The following is a 16,283-nucleotide window of genomic DNA, read 5'->3' on the forward strand; positions in this document are numbered from 1 at the left end:
GGCAATCCCGCAGGCGCATTGACCGGCGCGCTGGGCACGGTGACGGGCGCACTGGGCGGCGTTGGTGGTGGCAACCCGGCGGGCGCTCTGACCGGCGCACTCGGCACGGTAACGGGCGCCTTGGGCGGCGTTGGCGGCGGCAATCCCGCAGGCGCATTGACCGGCGCGCTGGGCACGGTGACGGGCGCACTGGGCGGCGTTGGTGGTGGCAACCCGGCGGGCGCTCTGACCGGCGCACTCGGCACGGTAACGGGCGCCTTGGGCGGCGTTGGCGGCGGCAATCCCGCAGGCGCATTGACCGGTGCACTCGGCACGGTAACGGGTGCGCTGGGCGGCGTTGGCGGCGGCAATCCCGCAGGCGCATTGACCGGCGCGCTGGGCACGGTGACGGGTGCACTGGGCGGCATCGGCGGCGGTAACCCCGCAGGCGCTCTGACCGGCGCACTCGGCACGGTAACCGGCGCCCTGGGCAACCTCGGCGGTGGCGCGAATCCGATCACCCCGATCCAGAACGTCGTGAACCAGGTCACGGGCACGCTCGGCAGCGGCAACCCGGCCGGCGCACTGAGCAACGCGGTCAACACGATCACGGGCACGCTCGGCAACGTCGGTGGCGCAGGCGGCCCGCTGGCGCCGGTGCAAGGCGCCGTCACGCAACTCGCCGGTACGCTCGGCAACGGCGATCCCGCCGGTGCGCTGACGAACGCGCTGAACTCGGTGACGGGCGCGCTCAGCGGCGCGAACCCGCTGGCGCCGGTGCAGGGCGTCGTGAACCAGGTCGTCGGCACGCTGTCGGGTGCAGGCGGCGGCAGCCCGATCACGCCGATCACGAACCTCGTCAGCGGTCTGCAGAACGCCCTGCCGGGCGGCAATCCGGCCGGCGCGCTGACCGGCGCACTCGGCTCGGTGACGGGCGCGCTCGGCAATCTCGGCGGGACGAACCCGCTGGCGCCGGTGCAAGGCGTCGTGAACCAAGTGGTCGGTACGCTCGGCGGCAGCAACGCGGCCGGCACGCTGAGCAACGCGGTCGGCACGGCCACGGGCGCCCTCGGCAACGCGGTCGGCTCGGTGGCGGGCGCGCTCGGCGCACTCGGTGGCACGAGCCCGCTGGCGCCGGTGCAGGGTGTCGTGAATCAGGTCGTCGGTACGCTCGGCAGCGGCAATCCGGCCGGCGCACTGACGGGCGCGCTGAACTCGGTGACGGGCGCCCTCGGCAACTTGGGCGGTTCCAACCCGCTGGCGCCGGTGCAAGGCGTCGTGAACCAGGTGGTCGGCACGCTGTCCGGCGCCGCCGGCGGCAACCCGATCGCGCCGATCACGAATCTGGTGAGCGGCCTGACCGGCGGCGGCAACCCGGCCGGCGCGCTGACTGGCGCGCTCGGTTCGGTGACGGGCGCACTCGCGTCAGGTCCGGCGGCGCTCGGCCAGGCGGCCGGCGCGCTGTCGGGCGCGGCCGGTTCGACGGCAGCGGCAGGCGGCAGTCTGCTCGGCTCGGGCGCGAATGCGGCCGGCGGCACGGCGGGCGCGGTCGGCTCGCTGCTGACGACGGGTGCCAACTCGACGGCGACGGTCGTCAATGCGGTCGGCACGTCGGCTGGCACGGTGCTCGGCTCCGCGCCGAGCCTGTCGGTGACGCCGCATTCCGGCAACAGCTCGCCGAACAACCCGCTCGCACCGGTGACGACGCTGCTCCAGTCGCTGACCGGCGCACTGCCGAGGTAACCGGCCGAAACCGCACGACGGCGCCGCATCGGCCGTCGTGCGCAACGATCGCGCAACGCGGCATGACAGCGATGTCATGCCGCGTTGTCATTTCGGGCTTGCCGTTTTCTTTCTTCGCATCAATGATCGCCGCCGCTCGCCGCGTTGCGGCACGGCGTGCCATGGAATAACCGGCCGTCGCCGTCCGTTTACATACCGAGTTCCGGTACGGCCGGCCGGCGGGATAATGATCGCGACGCAACCGATCATCCCGTCCGGCGGCAGCCGCCAAGGAGACCGGAATGGAACGCGCCTGCGCGAGCTCGCGATCGACGCATGCGGTGCGCTGGGCGGCCCGACCGACGCATGGAAGGGATGACGCGCGGCGCTCGCAGGGAGCAAGCGATGAAGACGGCGATGATGAAGGGGTTCGGGCTGGCAGCGTTGCTCGCGGGCACGATGCTTGCGCGAGCGGACGGCGACCCGCCCGTGCGCGTGCCGGTCGACGCCGATGGCGTGCAGCGCGTGGCGATCGTCGGCGGCAGCTATTTCTTCCGGCCGGATCACGTGATCGTGCGCGCGCACGTGCCGGTCGAGCTGACCGTGTCGGCCGAGCCCGGCGTGGTGCCGCACAGCTTCGAAATCGACGCGCCGCAGGCCGGCATCGCGGTACGCACCGAGCTCGGCACGACGCCGAGGACGTTTCGTTTCACGCCGCTGCAGCCGGGGCGATTCGCCTACTATTGCACGCACCGGCTGCTGTTTTTCAGAAGCCATCGCGAGCGCGGGATGGAAGGCGTGCTCGATGTCGAGGCGGCGCCGTGATCGCCGCGTTGCTGGCCGCGAGCCTGATAGGAGCGAGCATGACAGCCGATCCCGTGACCGTCGCGCAGGCGCATTTCGACCACGTCCGCTCGTACCGCGCGACGATCCGCTCGTCGGCGCGCGACGGCGAGCACACCGAAATCCGCTACGCATACCTGAAACCGGGCTTCGTCCGGATGGATTTCGTGTCGCCGCATCGCGGCGCGGTGCTCGCGTACGATCCCGGCGACGGCAAGGTGCGGTTGCGGCCGTTCGGCACGCATGCACCGCCCGCGCTGACGCTGTCGCCGTCCAATCCGCTCGTGCGCGATCGCACCGGCCACCGGGTCGACCGCTCGGACGTCGGCGAACTGCTGCGCAACGTCCATGCGCTGCAGCAAGGCGGCGCGACGGTGACCGAAGGCGAGGAGGCCGTCGGCGGCCGGACCGCGCTGCGCGTGCTGGTCACGGGCGCGCCCGCGCACGCGGTCGACGGCGTGCATCGCTACCGGCTGTGGCTCGACGCCGCGGACGGTTTTCCGCTGAAGGTCGTCAGCTACGCGGACGGCGACGACGTGCCGCTCGAAACCGTGACGCTCGACGATGTGGAGATCGACGTCGCGTTTCCCGAACGTTTCTTCGCGCCCTGACGGCGCCGATCCGCGTTCCTGACGCGCATGCCGGAGGCTGCATGGCGGAGTACCGGTTTTCGACGATCTGGCGGGTGGATGCGCCGCTCGCGGCGGTCTGGGATGCGATCTATCAGGTCGATCGCTGGCCCGACTGGTGGAAGGGCGCCGTGCGCACCGTCGAGCTCGAGCATGGCGACGCACGCGGCGTCGGCGCGCTGCATCGGTACACGTGGAAGGGCGCGCTGCCGTACCGGCTGACCTTCGACATGCGCGTGCGGCGCGTCGAGCGGCCGCATGTGCTCGAAGGCCGTGCGAGCGGCGCGATCGAAGGCGACGGACGCTGGTCGTTCGTCGCTGACGGCGCGCGCACCGTCGTGCGCTACGACTGGCACATTCGCACGCACGGCTGGATGAACTGGCTGGAGCCGCTCGCACGGCCGCTGTTCCGATGGAATCACGACGTCGTGATGCGCGAAGGCGCGAAGGGGCTCGCGCGGCGGCTGGGCGCGGCCGTCGAGACGGACGGCCGGACCTTCCGGCCGCTGTCGGGCGGGGACTGTGCCGATGCGTGAGGCGCGCGACGCTTGCTCCGGCGACGCAGGCGCACGAACGTGGCGCGGCGGATGAAATCGGCGCCCACACGGTTTTTTCGCGGCGATGTCGCCGGTCTCAGGAACTCCGGGCTTACCCGGTGTCCAATCGGGGCTGGATGAGGTTGGTGAATCGCACGGGGTCGTCCATCGGGACGGTTGTCGTATTCAAGTGGCTGTTTTTAAAGGGGTTTTGTTGTGTTTCTGCATTTTTCCCGCCGCCTCGCCGCCCCGAAAATTCCCCCGGTTTCCCTTCTTGAATTTGTCAAAACCCGTCCATATAATTAGCACTCGCTGCACGAGAGTGCTAACAATTCTCTGCCGGGCGATGAGCCGGGCAGTTTCCCTAAGCGTTCTTCAATCTCAGTCAAGAGAGGAGTGAATATGAACCTTCGTCCTTTGCACGATCGCGTGATCGTCAAGCGCCTGGATCAGGAAACCAAGACCGCCTCGGGTATCGTGATCCCCGACGCCGCTGCTGAAAAGCCGGATCAGGGCGAAGTCCTGGCCATCGGCCCGGGCAAGCGCGACGACAAGGGCGCGCCGATCGCGCTCGACGTGAAGGTCGGCGATCGTGTCCTGTTCGGCAAGTACGCAGGCCAGACCGTGAAGGTCGATGGCCAGGAACTGCTGGTCATGCGCGAAGAAGACATCATGGCCGTTGTCAACGCCAAGTAAGCGTCCTCCGACGGTACATATTCCCAAGAATTCAAGGAGTTAAAGATGGCAGCTAAAGACGTCGTATTCGGCGATTCCGCCCGTTCGAAGATGGTCGAAGGCGTGAACATTCTCGCCAACGCAGTCAAGGTCACGCTGGGTCCGAAGGGCCGCAACGTCGTGCTCGAGCGCAGCTTCGGCGGCCCGACGGTCACCAAGGACGGTGTGTCGGTCGCGAAGGAAATCGAGCTGAAGGACAAGCTCCAGAACATGGGCGCGCAAATGGTCAAGGAAGTCGCTTCCAAGACCAGCGACAACGCAGGCGACGGCACGACGACGGCAACCGTCCTCGCGCAATCGATCGTTCGCGAAGGCATGAAGTACGTCGCATCGGGCATGAACCCGATGGACCTGAAGCGCGGCATCGACAAGGCAGTCGCAGCGGCTGTCGAAGAGCTGAAGAAGATCAGCAAGCCGTGCACGACCAACAAGGAAATCGCACAGGTCGGCTCGATTTCGGCGAACAGCGATTCGTCGATCGGCGATCGCATCGCTGAAGCAATGGACAAGGTCGGCAAGGAAGGCGTCATCACCGTCGAAGACGGCAAGTCGCTGGCCGACGAGCTCGACGTCGTCGAAGGCATGCAATTCGACCGCGGCTACCTGTCGCCGTACTTCATCAACAACCCGGACAAGCAAGTCGCCGTCCTCGACAATCCGTTCGTGCTGCTGCACGACAAGAAGGTGTCGAACATCCGTGACCTGCTGCCGGTGCTCGAGCAAGTCGCGAAGGCAGGCCGTCCGCTGCTGATCATCGCAGAAGACGTCGAAGGCGAAGCGCTCGCCACGCTGGTCGTCAACAACATCCGCGGCATCCTGAAGACCGTTGCGGTCAAGGCGCCGGGCTTCGGCGATCGTCGCAAGGCGATGCTGGAAGACATCGCGATCCTGACCGGCGGCCAGGTCATCGCGGAAGAAACCGGCCTGACGCTCGAGAAGGCAACGCTGGCAGAACTGGGCCAGGCGAAGCGCATCGAAGTGGGCAAGGAAAACACGACGATCATCGACGGCGCAGGCGAAGCGGCGAACATCGAAGCACGCGTGAAGCAAGTGCGCGCGCAAATCGAAGAAGCGACGTCGGACTACGACCGTGAAAAGCTGCAAGAGCGCGTGGCCAAGCTGGCAGGCGGCGTTGCAGTGATCAAGGTCGGTGCTGCGACCGAAGTCGAAATGAAGGAAAAGAAGGCACGTGTCGAAGACGCACTGCACGCAACCCGCGCAGCTGTGGAAGAAGGCATCGTGGCAGGCGGCGGCGTCGCGTTGATCCGCGCACGCACCGCGATCGCAGGCCTGACCGGCGCGAACGCCGACCAGAACGCCGGCATCAAGATCGTGCTGCGCGCGATGGAAGAGCCGCTGCGCCAGATCGTCACGAACGGCGGCGAAGAAGCCAGCGTCGTGGTGGCGGCGGTTGCTGCAGGCAAGGGCAACTACGGCTACAACGCAGCAACGGGCGAGTACGTCGACATGGTCGAAGCCGGCGTCGTCGACCCGACCAAGGTCACGCGCACCGCACTGCAGAACGCAGCGTCGGTTGCAGGCCTGCTGCTGACGACGGACGCAGCTGTCGCAGAACTGCCGAAGGAAGACGCACCGATGCCGGGCGGCATGCCGGGCGGCATGGGCGGCATGGGCATGGACATGTAATCGACTTCGGTCGATGGTGTCCGGAACGCGCAGCGATGCGCGTTCCAGCCAAAAGAAAAGACCCGCAGCGATGCGGGTCTTTTTTTATGCGCGCGTAATTTTCGATGCGTGCGCGAGGCGGCCGGATCTGTCACGCACCAGGCGCGGCGCGGCGTGCGGCGGCGGGACCTGCCTGCCGCGTCGCGACTCAATGCCGGTGCGACGTCCTCGGCGCCGGGTCGGCCTTCACGGCCGGCGGTGTGTCCGAATCGTCGTTGCTGCGCGCCCAGAAGAACCGGTCGGGCAGGTATGCGCCCATACCGGGCCGGAACGCGTCGCGCACGGCCTGGTACAGGTATTCCTGCGCCTCGCGCACGGCCTCCGGCGGCTCCTGCCCGTTCGCGAGCAGCGCCGCGATAGCTGCGCCGAGCGTATCGGTGATGCCCATCAGCCGGTGCGGCGAGCGATCCCACATGTCTTCGCGAAGCTGGCCTTCTTCGCCGTACAGCGTATTGACGAGCCGGTGCGAGCCCGTTTCCGACGACAGGATGTATTCGCAACCTTGCGACAGCAGGTGCGACACGGCCGCATCGAGGTTCGGCGCCTCGGCATCGCCGTCCGGCTGCGCGAGCGCGATCAGCGTCGCGTGGTCAGCGACGAGCAAGGTGGTTTGCGGCGCCAGCAGGTCGGCGATCGATTCGCGCAGGTCGTCGGCGGCGAGCACGTGTTCGTCGTCGAGCGTGAAGTCCGGCGCGAGCACGAGCGGCACGCCGTCGTAGTCGGCGACGACTTCGGCGATCGCGCTCACGACTTCCGCGCGCGTCGCCGCGCCGATCTTGAACGCGGCAACCGGCATGTCTTCGAGCAGCATGCGCGCCTGCGCGGCGACGACGTCGGGGTCGAGGCCCGTGACTTCATCGCAGGCGGCCGAGTCGCGCACGGTATAGCCGGTCAGGACGGACACGCCGTGACAGCCCATGCTCGCCAGGGTCATCAGATCGGCTTGGAGGCCGGAGCCGCCGGTGGGATCGGACAGGCCGAAGGTGAGGACGATCGGAGGGGCGTTGCTGGACATGTAAAAATGGGGCAAGAGAAAAACGGAAAAGCGACGGAGATGCGGACCGCGAGGCGAGAGGGGCGTTTTCGGCCCTGTGTTGCCCGGCAGGCCGCACTTTCAGCCATTATGCGGTGGAATCCGGCCGGTACGACGGATTTTTTAGCGCAGCGCAACGTAGTCGCCGTCCTCCAGCGCGATTGCTAGGCAGTCCGGCCCCGACACGGTACCATCATGGCTCCCGAATTTACCGACTTTCCCCGACGCGGCTTAAGATGGAATACAAGAGCTGGATGTGCCTGATTTGTGGCTGGATTTACGACGAAGAAGCCGGGCTGCCGGAAGAGGGCATTGCCCCGGGCACGCGCTGGGAAGACGTCCCGATCAACTGGACGTGTCCCGAATGCGGCGCCCGCAAGGAAGACTTCGAGATGGTCCAGATCTGATCGGACCGCTGGCCCACGCACACTCCGCTCAGGCCTCGCACGGATTCGGCGCTCGCGCGCCGCGATTCGCGCGAGCGACTCGACGATGACAGGCGCGCGTGTCCATGACGTCCGATCCGGCGAACGTTCCCCACCCTGACGCATTGCCCAACCCGCGTGGCGGAGCCGTGCGCGCGGCCGAAGCATGGCTGGCGGCGGCTGCCGACGCATTCGAGCGGCGCGACGACGCCGCGGCTCCGCTTGCCGCGGCCGCGGCCGTGCTGGCGGAAGCCGGCTGGCTGCCGGCCGCGCGTTTCGCCGGGCAACTGTCGGCCGCCGTGCCGCTCGTCGGCACCGAGCCGACTTCGGCCGGCTGGCGGGCCGCGCTGCACGATTTTCGTGCGGCCGTCGGGCGCCACAACCTGCGCGAGCTCGCGTGCTCGCCCGTTCTCTTCGAGCATTTCCGTGCGTTGCGTGCGCAAAGCGCCGCCGACCTGCGCGCGAGCGCGCCGCTCGATGCGCTCGCGCTGGTCGGCCGCGCGGTGCCGCCTGCCACGCTGCGCGCGCTGCCCGATGCATTCGCGGCCCGGCTTCGCGCCCGCTATGAGCAGGCGCTGCTGGGCGTGCTGCGTGCCGAACACGGCGCGCCGGGGGCCGCGCTCGACGAACTCGACGCGATGCTGGCCGCGCTCGCCGATGACGCACCGTACGATTTCTGGCGGCTCGCGGCCGCATGCGTGCGCGCGCTGCGCGCAAGCGGCGCGCCCGAGCTGAAGCGCTTTCTCGCGCGAACCAACCTGCTGCTCGGCGAACACGCGCAGGGCCGGCGCGGCGCACCGCCCGAACTGGTGCGCGAGACGGTGGCGCTGCTATGGCGCGATTTCGCGCTGTTCGGCGCCGCGGCCGAGGACGTCGCGCTCGTCGACGTGCTGCACGACTACGGGTTGACGGTCGACTGGCACGTCGCCGGCACGCCCGCATCCGAAGCATTGTGGGAGGCCGACGCCGCGCGGGCCGAGCACGATGCGGTCGCTGCCGCGCCCACTCGCGCGCTCGGCGTCGTGACCGTCAACGCGCACGCCTACGAGGATTTCCTGCAGACCGCCGATGCATCGATGGCCGACCTGGCGGCCGATCCGGCCACCGCCGACGCGGGCGCCGCGTGGCACGCGTCCGGCGCGGCCTATCGGGTCGGCACGGCCGCATGCGCGCTGGGGCTCGGCCACGCGGCGCTGCTGGCCGACACGCTTGGTCTGGCGTGGCGCCGTGCGGCGCATGGCGTGCCGCTCGCCGACGGCGGCCTCGATGCGCACCGCCACGCGTCCGACATGCTGCGTGCGGCGCTCCTGAAGATCGCGGCCGGCGTCGCGCCGCCGGACCTCACGGCGGCGTCCGAAGCGCTCGGCGCCGCGCTCGGCCGGACCTGACGAACAAGGGGACGGACACACGGCGGCGGCCCTTGTCGCATGGGCCTGCAACACGCTGCCGACAGCGCCCGCGCGCGTGTTAGAGTGCCGTGTGATCCGCGCGCGCCGTTGCCAGCGCGGCGCGGCGTTGCTTGTTGATCGCGGCCCGGTCAGGTCGCGGCGTCTTTGCTAAAATTCAAACCATGTCAAAGCCTTCCGATCGCATCAATCTCACCAACCAGTTCCTGATCGCCATGCCCAACATGGCCGATCCGACGTTCTCGGGGACGGTGGTCTATCTTTGCGATCACAGCGAGCGCGGTGCGCTCGGCCTCGTCATCAATCGTCCTACCGACATCGACCTCGAATCGCTGTTCAACCGCATCGACCTGAAGCTCGACATCGAGCCGCTGCTGCACATTCCCGTGTACTTCGGCGGCCCGGTCCAGACCGAGCGCGGCTTCGTGCTGCACGAGCCGGTCGAGGGCGCGAGCTACAACTCGTCGATGTCCGTCGACGGCGGGCTCGAGATGACGACGTCGAAGGACGTGCTCGAGGCGGTCGCGACGGGCACCGGCCCGAAACGCTTCCTGCTGACGCTCGGTCATGCAGGCTGGGGCGCCGGGCAGCTCGAGGAAGAAATTTCCCGCAACGGCTGGCTGACGGTCGCCGCCGACCCGCGCATCGTGTTCGATACGCCGGCCGAAGAGCGCTTCGAAGCCGCCCTCGGCCTGCTCGGCGTCAGCTCGTCGATGCTGTCCGGCGAGGCAGGGCACGCATGAGCGGCGCGAGCGCGCGCGATGCGACGCTCCTGGCGTTCGACTACGGCGAGAAACGGATCGGCGTCGCGATCGGCAACGGGCTGACGCGCTCCGCCCGTGCGCTCGTCGTGATCCAGAACCTGAACCGCGAACACCGCTTCAAGGCGGTTGGCGACCTGCTGGCCGAATGGCGGCCGGATGCGCTCGTCGTGGGCTTGCCGATGCATCCGGATGGCACGCCGCACGACATGACGCAGCAGGCGAAGCGCTTCGGCAACCAGTTGAACGGCCGCTTCGGGCTACCCGTCACGTGGATCGACGAGCGCTATTCGTCGGTCGAGGCCGAGGCCGGGCTGCGCGAGCGCGACGTGCGCGGTCGCGCACGCACCGACATGCTCGATGCCGAAGCCGCGCGCGTCATCCTTCAACAGTATTTCGATCAATTGTCCGACCATGAGCACCATTGACGCCGAGGCGCTTTACCGCGTCCTGCTCGACCAGATCCGCGCCGCGTACGGCACGGCGTTCGCCGAACCGGGCGGCCCGCGGCTCGCCGGCATTCATAGCGGCGGCGCGTGGCTCGCCGAGCGCCTCGCGCGCGATCTCGGCGCACCGGCGTTCGGCGTCGTCAACGTCGCGCTGCACCGCGACGACTACGCGAAGAAGGGGCTGCACAGCCAGGCCAGCCCGACGTCGCTGCCGTTCGACGTCGACGGCGCGCGCATCGTGCTCGTCGACGACGTGCTGTACACCGGGCGCACCGTGCGCGCGGCGCTCAACGAGCTGTTCGACTACGGCCGTCCGGCCGCGGTCGAGCTCGCGGTGCTCGCCGATCGCGGCGGCCGCGAGTTGCCGGTCGCCGCGCGCTTCGTAGGCGGCACGCTCGACGTGCCGGCCGACGCGACGCTCGTGCTCGCGCGCGACGATACGCGGTTCACGCTGCACGCCGAGTCGCACGGCACCTGAACGACACGCGAACCGTATCCCGGGCCGCTGGTTTGCACCGCGGCCCGTTTGCATAGTTGGAATCACGCACACCATGACCACCGACACCACTGGCCGCACCGGCAATCCCGCAGCGGCCGCGAGCCCCGACCGGTTTCGCTACGGGTTCCTGAATGGCAACCCGCAGCTCACGAAAAACGGCGAGCTGAAGCACCTGCTGTCGATCGAGGGCCTGCCGCGCTCGATCGTCAATCACATCCTCGATACGGCCGAGCAGTTCGTCAGCGTGACGGACCGCGAAGTGAAGAAGGTGCCGCTCCTGCGCGGCAAGTCCGTGTTCAACCTGTTCTTCGAGAACTCGACGCGCACGCGCACGACCTTCGAGATCGCCGCGACGCGCCTGTCGGCCGACGTGCTGAACCTGAACATCAATGCGTCGTCGACCAGCAAGGGCGAATCGCTGCTCGACACGATCAACAACCTGTCGGCGATGCATGCCGACCTGTTCGTCGTGCGCCACGCGTCGAGCGGCGCGCCGTACCTGATCGCCGAGCACTGCGCGCCGCACGTGCACGTGATCAACGCCGGCGACGGCCGCCACGCGCACCCGACGCAGGGCCTGCTCGACATGTACACGATCCGTCACTACAAGCGCGACTTCACGAAGCTGCGCGTGGCGATCGTCGGCGACATCCTGCATTCGCGCGTCGCGCGCTCCGACATCCACGCGCTCACCACGCTCGGCGTGCCGGAAGTGCGCGCGATCGGCCCGCGCACGCTGCTGCCGGGCGGGCTCGAGCAGATGGGCGTGAAGGTGTTCCACAACCTCGACGAGGGGCTGAAGGGCGTCGACGTGATCATCATGCTGCGCCTGCAGAACGAACGGATGAGCGGTGCGCTGCTGCCGTCCGCGCAGGAGTACTTCAAGACGTGGGGCCTGACGCCCGAGCGCCTCGCGCTCGCCGCGCCCGATGCGATCGTGATGCACCCGGGCCCGATGAACCGCGGCGTCGAGATCGATTCGCAGGTCGCCGACGGTCCGCAGTCGGTGATCCTCAACCAGGTCACGTTCGGCATCGCCGTGCGGATGGCGGTGATGGGCATCGTCGCCGGCAACAGCGACTGAGCGCGCTTTCGCGCATCCCGATCCAGGCATTCAACGCAATCAACGCATTCACAGACAGCGCATGAAGATTCATATCAAAGGCGGCACGCTGATCGACCCCGTCGCCGGCACCGAAGGACAGGCCGACGTATTCGTCGCGGACGGCAAGATCGCCGCGCTAGGCAGCGCGCCGGCCGGTTTCAACGCGGACAGGACGATCGACGCATCGGGCCTGATCGTCGCGCCCGGCCTCGTCGACCTGTGCGCGCGGCTGCGCGAGCCCGGCTACGAGCACAAGGCGACACTCGCGTCCGAGATGGCCGCGGCCGTCGCGGGCGGCGTCACGACGCTCGTGTGCCCGCCGGACACCGACCCCGTGCTCGACGAGCCGGGCCTCGTCGAAATGCTCAAGTTCCGCGCGCGCAACCTGCGGCAGGCGAACGTGCATCCGCTCGGCGCGCTGACGGTCGGCCTCAAGGGCGAAGTCATCACCGAGATGGTCGCGCTGACGGAATCCGGCTGCGTCGGCTTCACGCACGCCAACGTGCCGGTGCGCGACACGCAGGTGCTGCTTCGCGCACTGCAATACGCGAGCACCTACGGCTACACGACGTGGCTGCGTCCGCTCGACGCGTTCATCGGCCGCGGCGGCGTGGCCGCGAGCGGTGCGCTCGCGTCGCGGCTCGGGCTCTCCGGCGTGCCGGTCGCGGCCGAGACGATCGCACTGCACACCATTTTCGAACTGATGCGCGTGACGGGCGCGCGCGTGCACCTCGCGCGGCTGTCGTCGGCGGCCGGCCTCGCGCTCGTGCGTGCGGCGAAGGCGGAAGGACTGCCCGTGACCTGCGACGTCGGCGCGAACCACGTCCACCTGATCGACGTCGACATCGGTTACTTCGATTCGCAGTTCCGGCTCGACCCGCCGCTGCGCAGCGAGCGCGACCGCGAAGCGATCCGCGTGGCGCTCGCCGACGGCACGATCGACGCGATCTGCTCGGACCACACGCCGGTCGACGACGACGAGAAGCTGCTGCCGTTCGGCGAAGCGACGCCGGGCGCGACGGGGCTCGAGCTGCTGCTGTCGCTGACGCTGAAGTGGGCGGACGAGACGCGCACGCCGCTCGCGCAGGCGCTGCGCCGCATCACCTCCGCGCCGGCCGACGTGCTGCAACTGCCGGCGGGCCGCCTCGCCGAAGGCGGCGCGGCCGACCTGTGCGTGTTCGACCCGCGCGCGCACTGGCGCGTCGAGCCGCGTGCGCTGAAGAGCCAGGGCCACAACTCGCCGTTCCTCGGCTACGAACTGCCGGCCATCGTGCGCACGACGCTCGTCGCCGGGCAGATCGCGTTCGAGCGCCACTGAACCCCGTCGGACCTTCGCCATGAACGCCATTCGCAAGCTGCGTCTCGTCTTTCACCTGTTGCGCGGCATGGCGATCGTCGCGCTGCGCTTTTCGCACGTCACGCCCGCGCGCCGCGCCGAGCTGATACGCCGCTGGTCGCTCAAGATGCTGCGGATCTGCGGGATGCGCCTCGTCGTCCACAACGACGGCGCGCGGCTCGACGCGAGCGCGCTCGTCGTGGGCAATCACGTCTCGTGGCTCGACATCTATGCGGTCAACGCGTGGCGGCCGACGCCGTTCGTGTCGAAGGCCGAGGTGCGGCAGTGGCCGGTCGTCGGCTGGCTCGCCGAGAAGCTCGATACCGTGTTCCTGCAGCGCGAGAAGCGTACCGAGGCGATGCGGATCATGCACGAGATGGCCGAGCGCCTGCGCAACGGCGGCGTGATGTGCGTCTTTCCGGAAGGGACGACCTCCGACGGCCAGGATCTGCTGCCGTTCCATGCGAACCTGTTCCAGGCCGCGGTATCGGCCGGCTGCGCGGTGCAGCCGATCTGTCTGATGTATGAGGACGCGCACGGGCGGCAGTCGGTCGCGCCGGCGTACACGGGCGACCTGTCGCTCGGCAAGTCGCTCGACATGGTGCTGCGTGGCGGCCCGCTCGTCGCGCACTTGTACGTGTGCGAACCGATCGCGCCGGGCGGCGACCGCCGGGCGACGTCCGCGGCGGCGCGCGACGCGATCGCCGCCGCACTGGCGACGCTGCAGGAGAAGGTCGGCAAGCCGACGGCCGAGTCGCTTGCCGAACTGCAGAAGCATGCATATCCGGCGACCGAGCTCGGCGCCGATGCTGCGGGCGATGCGACGACCGACGCGCCCGTGCCGGGGCGCGAGGGCTGACGCGCCACCGGGGCGCGTGAATCAGCGTGCCGTCACTCGCCGCCCGGCGAACGGCACGCTTCGCACTGCACCTGCGTGACCGTGCGCTGCGCCGGATCGGCTGTGAGTCGCACGGCCGACAACTGGTTTCCCCATACGCAACCCGAATCGAGCGCGACGACGTTGTCGCGCAGCATCAGGCCGAGCGCGGCCCAGTGCCCGAACACGACCGTCACGTCCTCGGTGCGGCGCCCCGGCACGTCGAACCACGGCAGGTAGCCGGGCGGCGCGCTGTCGGAGCCGCCGTTCGCCTTGAACTCCATTACGCCGTCGGGGGTGCAGAAGCGCAGGCGCGTAAACGCGTTGAATGCGACGCGCATCCGGTCGCGTTTCTTCAGGTTCGGACTCCACCGGTTTGGCTCGTTGCCGTACAGGCCTTGCAACGTGTCGCGCCAGTCGGGGGCACGCAGCGCGTGCTGCAGTTCGTCGGCGAGTTCGAGCGCGAGCGTGGTGTCCCATTGCGGTAGCACGCCGGCATGCACGAGCAGTTTTCCGTCTTCGACATGCACGAACGGGCGGTGGCGGACCCAGTCGAGCAGCGCGTCGGCGTCGGGCGCGTCGAGGATCTCGCCGATGGTGTCGCCGGGGCGTTCGGTGCGGATGCCGGCCGAGACGGCGAGCAAATGAAGGTCGTGGTTGCCGAGAACGACCGTCGCGCGCGGGCCGAGCTCGACAATGGCGCGCAAGGCGGCGAGCGAGCCCGGGCCGCGGTTGACGACGTCGCCGGCGATCCAGAGCGGCGTGTCGGCGGGAGCTGAAAGCTTGGCCAGCAGCGACTGGAAAGCGGAATGACAGCCTTGGATGTCGCCGATGGCGATGGGAGCGAGGGTCATGGGGCGGCGGACTTTGCGAGTATCGAGAACGCGGGAAAAATTATCCAGTCAATGCGGCGCCGTGCAATTTCTGTTCCGCAACAGCGCGGGAATCTGGCAATAAATTTCGCGCCTGGAAAGGGTTCGAAGCGCTGTATCAAGTTGTTAGCGGCATGGCTTTTGCTGGGGGCGGCTCCCTATAATTGTCGCTTTCCCCAACAAAATTAGCATTTCATGACTTTGGAGGCCATGTCGACCGGTTAAAATTCCCGGTCTGACGTGGCGGCCATCGCCAAGTGCTTCGAATTTTGACGCGGCGACCGCCTGATGGCGCTCGCCGCGCATTACTACAGAGGGAGTCTCATGATTCTGGTTACGGGCGGCGCAGGGTTTATCGGTGCCAACTTTGTACTCGATTGGCTGCGCGATTCCGACGAAGCGGTGCTCAACGTCGACAAGCTGACCTACGCGGGCAACCTCCGTACACTGCAATCGCTGGACGGCAATCCGAAGCACGTATTCGCACGCGTCGACATTTGCGATCGTACCGCGCTCGACGCGCTGTTCGCCGAGCACAAGCCGCGCGCGGTGCTGCATTTCGCCGCCGAAAGCCACGTCGACCGCTCGATCCACGGCCCGGCCGATTTCGTGCAGACCAACGTCGTGGGTACGTTCACGCTGCTGGAAGCCGCTCGGCAATACTGGAATGGCCTGAACGAAACCGACAAGGCCGCGTTCCGCTTCCTGCACGTGTCGACCGACGAGGTGTTCGGTTCGCTGTCGGCCACCGACCCGCAATTCTCGGAGACGACGCCGTACGCGCCGAACAGCCCGTATTCGGCGACGAAGGCGGGCTCCGACCACCTGGTGCGCGCGTATCACCATACGTACGGTCTGCCGGTACTGACGACGAACTGTTCGAACAACTACGGCCCGTACCAGTTCCCGGAAAAGCTGATCCCGTTGATGATCGCGAACGCGCTCGCGGGCAAGCCGCTGCCGGTGTATGGCGACGGCCAGAACGTGCGCGACTGGCTGTACGTCGGCGACCACTGCAGCGCGATCCGCGAAGTGCTCGCGCGCGGCGTGCCGGGCGAGACGTACAACGTCGGCGGCTGGAACGAAAAGAAGAACCTCGAAGTCGTGCATACGCTGTGCGACCTGCTCGACAAGGCGCGCCCGAAGGCAGCAGGGTCGTACCGCGACCAGATCACCTATGTGACCGACCGCCCGGGCCACGATCGCCGCTACGCGATCGATGCACGCAAGCTCGAACGCGAGCTCGGCTGGAAGCCGGCGGAAACGTTCGAGACCGGTCTGGCGAAGACGGTCGACTGGTACCTCGACAACCAGGCCTGGGCGGACGAGGTCGCATCGGGCGAGTACCGCAAGTGGGTCGAGACGAACTACGCGAAACGCACCTGAGGAG

At 68.2% G+C, this 16,283-nt stretch carries 17 protein-coding genes; 15 read left to right on the forward strand and 2 right to left on the reverse strand.

Annotation, left to right across the window (positions count from 1 at the left end):
• The 6 genes from WS61_RS07070 to groL all read left to right on the forward strand — a co-directional run.
• The coding region (locus WS61_RS07070; protein ID WP_373557111.1) for a beta strand repeat-containing protein at nt 1-1,722 on the forward strand (1,722 nt) is incomplete at its 5' end.
• A gap of 384 nt (nt 1,723-2,106) precedes the next feature.
• Nucleotides 2,107-2,526, forward strand: a complete 420-nt coding sequence (locus tag WS61_RS07075; protein ID WP_059500001.1) for a hypothetical protein — start codon at nt 2,107-2,109, stop codon at nt 2,524-2,526.
• Nucleotides 2,523-3,155, forward strand: coding sequence for a hypothetical protein (locus tag WS61_RS07080; RefSeq protein ID WP_059499820.1), 633 nt, complete (start codon nt 2,523-2,525; stop codon nt 3,153-3,155). The genes WS61_RS07075 and WS61_RS07080 overlap by 4 nt, the downstream gene beginning before the upstream one ends.
• 41 nt (nt 3,156-3,196) lie before the next feature.
• Complete coding sequence (locus WS61_RS07085; protein WP_059499821.1) at nt 3,197-3,709, forward strand: SRPBCC family protein; 513 nt, start codon at nt 3,197-3,199, stop codon at nt 3,707-3,709.
• A gap of 402 nt (nt 3,710-4,111) precedes the next feature.
• Nucleotides 4,112-4,405: a co-chaperone GroES gene (gene groES, locus WS61_RS07090; protein ID WP_004186661.1), complete on the forward strand. Its 294-nt coding sequence runs from the start codon at nt 4,112-4,114 to the stop codon at nt 4,403-4,405.
• Between the two features lie 45 nt (nt 4,406-4,450).
• Nucleotides 4,451-6,091, forward strand: coding sequence for a chaperonin GroEL (gene groL, locus WS61_RS07095; protein WP_059499822.1), 1,641 nt, complete (start codon nt 4,451-4,453; stop codon nt 6,089-6,091).
• A gap of 187 nt (nt 6,092-6,278) precedes the next feature.
• Here groL and WS61_RS07100 read toward each other — a convergent pair whose 3' ends face one another.
• Entirely contained in the window at nt 6,279-7,145 is an 867-nt protein-coding gene (locus WS61_RS07100) for a hydroxymethylpyrimidine/phosphomethylpyrimidine kinase (RefSeq protein ID WP_012492910.1), read from the reverse strand.
• Nucleotides 7,146-7,399: 254 nt separating this feature from the next.
• Here WS61_RS07100 and WS61_RS07105 point away from each other — a divergent pair, with 254 nt between their 5' ends.
• From WS61_RS07105 to WS61_RS07140, 8 genes are all read left to right on the forward strand, one after another.
• The gene (locus WS61_RS07105; RefSeq protein WP_004186709.1) at nt 7,400-7,570 is read left to right on the forward strand and encodes a rubredoxin; all 171 of its coding nucleotides are present in this window, start codon (nt 7,400-7,402) and stop codon (nt 7,568-7,570) included.
• 104 nt (nt 7,571-7,674) lie between these two features.
• Nucleotides 7,675-8,976 carry a hypothetical protein gene (locus WS61_RS07110; protein WP_059499823.1) on the forward strand — a complete coding sequence of 434 codons (1,302 nt, stop codon included), beginning with the start codon at nt 7,675-7,677 and terminating at the stop codon, nt 8,974-8,976.
• A gap of 182 nt (nt 8,977-9,158) precedes the next feature.
• Entirely contained in the window at nt 9,159-9,737 is a 579-nt protein-coding gene (locus WS61_RS07115) for a YqgE/AlgH family protein (RefSeq protein ID WP_006491354.1), read from the forward strand.
• Nucleotides 9,734-10,183: a Holliday junction resolvase RuvX gene (gene ruvX / locus WS61_RS07120; RefSeq protein WP_059499824.1), complete on the forward strand. Its 450-nt coding sequence runs from the start codon at nt 9,734-9,736 to the stop codon at nt 10,181-10,183. The genes WS61_RS07115 and ruvX overlap by 4 nt, the downstream gene beginning before the upstream one ends.
• Complete coding sequence (pyrR, locus tag WS61_RS07125; protein ID WP_059499825.1) at nt 10,170-10,682, forward strand: bifunctional pyr operon transcriptional regulator/uracil phosphoribosyltransferase PyrR; 513 nt, start codon at nt 10,170-10,172, stop codon at nt 10,680-10,682. Before ruvX ends, pyrR begins: the two co-directional genes overlap by 14 nt.
• Before the next feature lie 73 nt (nt 10,683-10,755).
• On the forward strand, nt 10,756-11,787 hold the full coding sequence (locus WS61_RS07130; protein WP_059499826.1) for an aspartate carbamoyltransferase catalytic subunit: 1,032 nt from the start codon (nt 10,756-10,758) through the stop codon (nt 11,785-11,787).
• A 61-nt stretch (nt 11,788-11,848) separates the two neighbouring features.
• Nucleotides 11,849-13,126 carry a dihydroorotase gene (locus tag WS61_RS07135; RefSeq protein ID WP_059499827.1) on the forward strand — a complete coding sequence of 426 codons (1,278 nt, stop codon included), beginning with the start codon at nt 11,849-11,851 and terminating at the stop codon, nt 13,124-13,126.
• Nucleotides 13,127-13,145: 19 nt separating this feature from the next.
• Complete coding sequence (locus tag WS61_RS07140) at nt 13,146-14,003, forward strand: 1-acyl-sn-glycerol-3-phosphate acyltransferase (RefSeq protein ID WP_059499828.1); 858 nt, start codon at nt 13,146-13,148, stop codon at nt 14,001-14,003.
• A 32-nt stretch (nt 14,004-14,035) separates the two neighbouring features.
• Here the strand turns inward: WS61_RS07140 and WS61_RS07145 are convergent, their stop codons facing one another.
• On the reverse strand, nt 14,036-14,875 hold the full coding sequence (locus tag WS61_RS07145; protein WP_059499829.1) for a symmetrical bis(5'-nucleosyl)-tetraphosphatase: 840 nt from the start codon (nt 14,873-14,875) through the stop codon (nt 14,036-14,038).
• A 342-nt stretch (nt 14,876-15,217) separates the two neighbouring features.
• Here WS61_RS07145 and rfbB point away from each other — a divergent pair, with 342 nt between their 5' ends.
• A complete protein-coding gene (rfbB, locus tag WS61_RS07150; RefSeq protein ID WP_059500002.1) occupies nt 15,218-16,279 on the forward strand; it encodes a dTDP-glucose 4,6-dehydratase in 1,062 nt (353 codons plus the stop codon).
• Nucleotides 16,280-16,283 lie beyond the last annotated feature (4 nt).

Origin of the sequence: Burkholderia sp. ABCPW 11, assembly GCF_001523445.1 — a bacterium.
Classification (GTDB): domain Bacteria; phylum Pseudomonadota; class Gammaproteobacteria; order Burkholderiales; family Burkholderiaceae; genus Burkholderia.

Coding starts and splice junctions, on each gene's coding strand:
- WS61_RS07135 (WP_059499827.1), top strand. CDS start 11,849: ATGAAGATTCATATCAAAGGCGGCACGCTGATCGACCCCGTCGCCGGC.
- pyrR (WP_059499825.1), top strand. CDS start 10,170: ATGAGCACCATTGACGCCGAGGCGCTTTACCGCGTCCTGCTCGACCAG.
- WS61_RS07115 (WP_006491354.1), top strand. CDS start 9,159: ATGTCAAAGCCTTCCGATCGCATCAATCTCACCAACCAGTTCCTGATC.
- groL (WP_059499822.1), top strand. CDS start 4,451: ATGGCAGCTAAAGACGTCGTATTCGGCGATTCCGCCCGTTCGAAGATG.
- groES (WP_004186661.1), top strand. CDS start 4,112: ATGAACCTTCGTCCTTTGCACGATCGCGTGATCGTCAAGCGCCTGGAT.
- WS61_RS07085 (WP_059499821.1), top strand. CDS start 3,197: ATGGCGGAGTACCGGTTTTCGACGATCTGGCGGGTGGATGCGCCGCTC.
- rfbB (WP_059500002.1), top strand. CDS start 15,218: ATGATTCTGGTTACGGGCGGCGCAGGGTTTATCGGTGCCAACTTTGTA.
- WS61_RS07140 (WP_059499828.1), top strand. CDS start 13,146: ATGAACGCCATTCGCAAGCTGCGTCTCGTCTTTCACCTGTTGCGCGGC.
- ruvX (WP_059499824.1), top strand. CDS start 9,734: ATGAGCGGCGCGAGCGCGCGCGATGCGACGCTCCTGGCGTTCGACTAC.
- WS61_RS07100 (WP_012492910.1), bottom strand. CDS start 7,145: ATGTCCAGCAACGCCCCTCCGATCGTCCTCACCTTCGGCCTGTCCGAT.
- WS61_RS07075 (WP_059500001.1), top strand. CDS start 2,107: ATGAAGACGGCGATGATGAAGGGGTTCGGGCTGGCAGCGTTGCTCGCG.
- WS61_RS07105 (WP_004186709.1), top strand. CDS start 7,400: ATGGAATACAAGAGCTGGATGTGCCTGATTTGTGGCTGGATTTACGAC.
- WS61_RS07130 (WP_059499826.1), top strand. CDS start 10,756: ATGACCACCGACACCACTGGCCGCACCGGCAATCCCGCAGCGGCCGCG.
- WS61_RS07145 (WP_059499829.1), bottom strand. CDS start 14,875: ATGACCCTCGCTCCCATCGCCATCGGCGACATCCAAGGCTGTCATTCC.
- WS61_RS07110 (WP_059499823.1), top strand. CDS start 7,675: ATGACGTCCGATCCGGCGAACGTTCCCCACCCTGACGCATTGCCCAAC.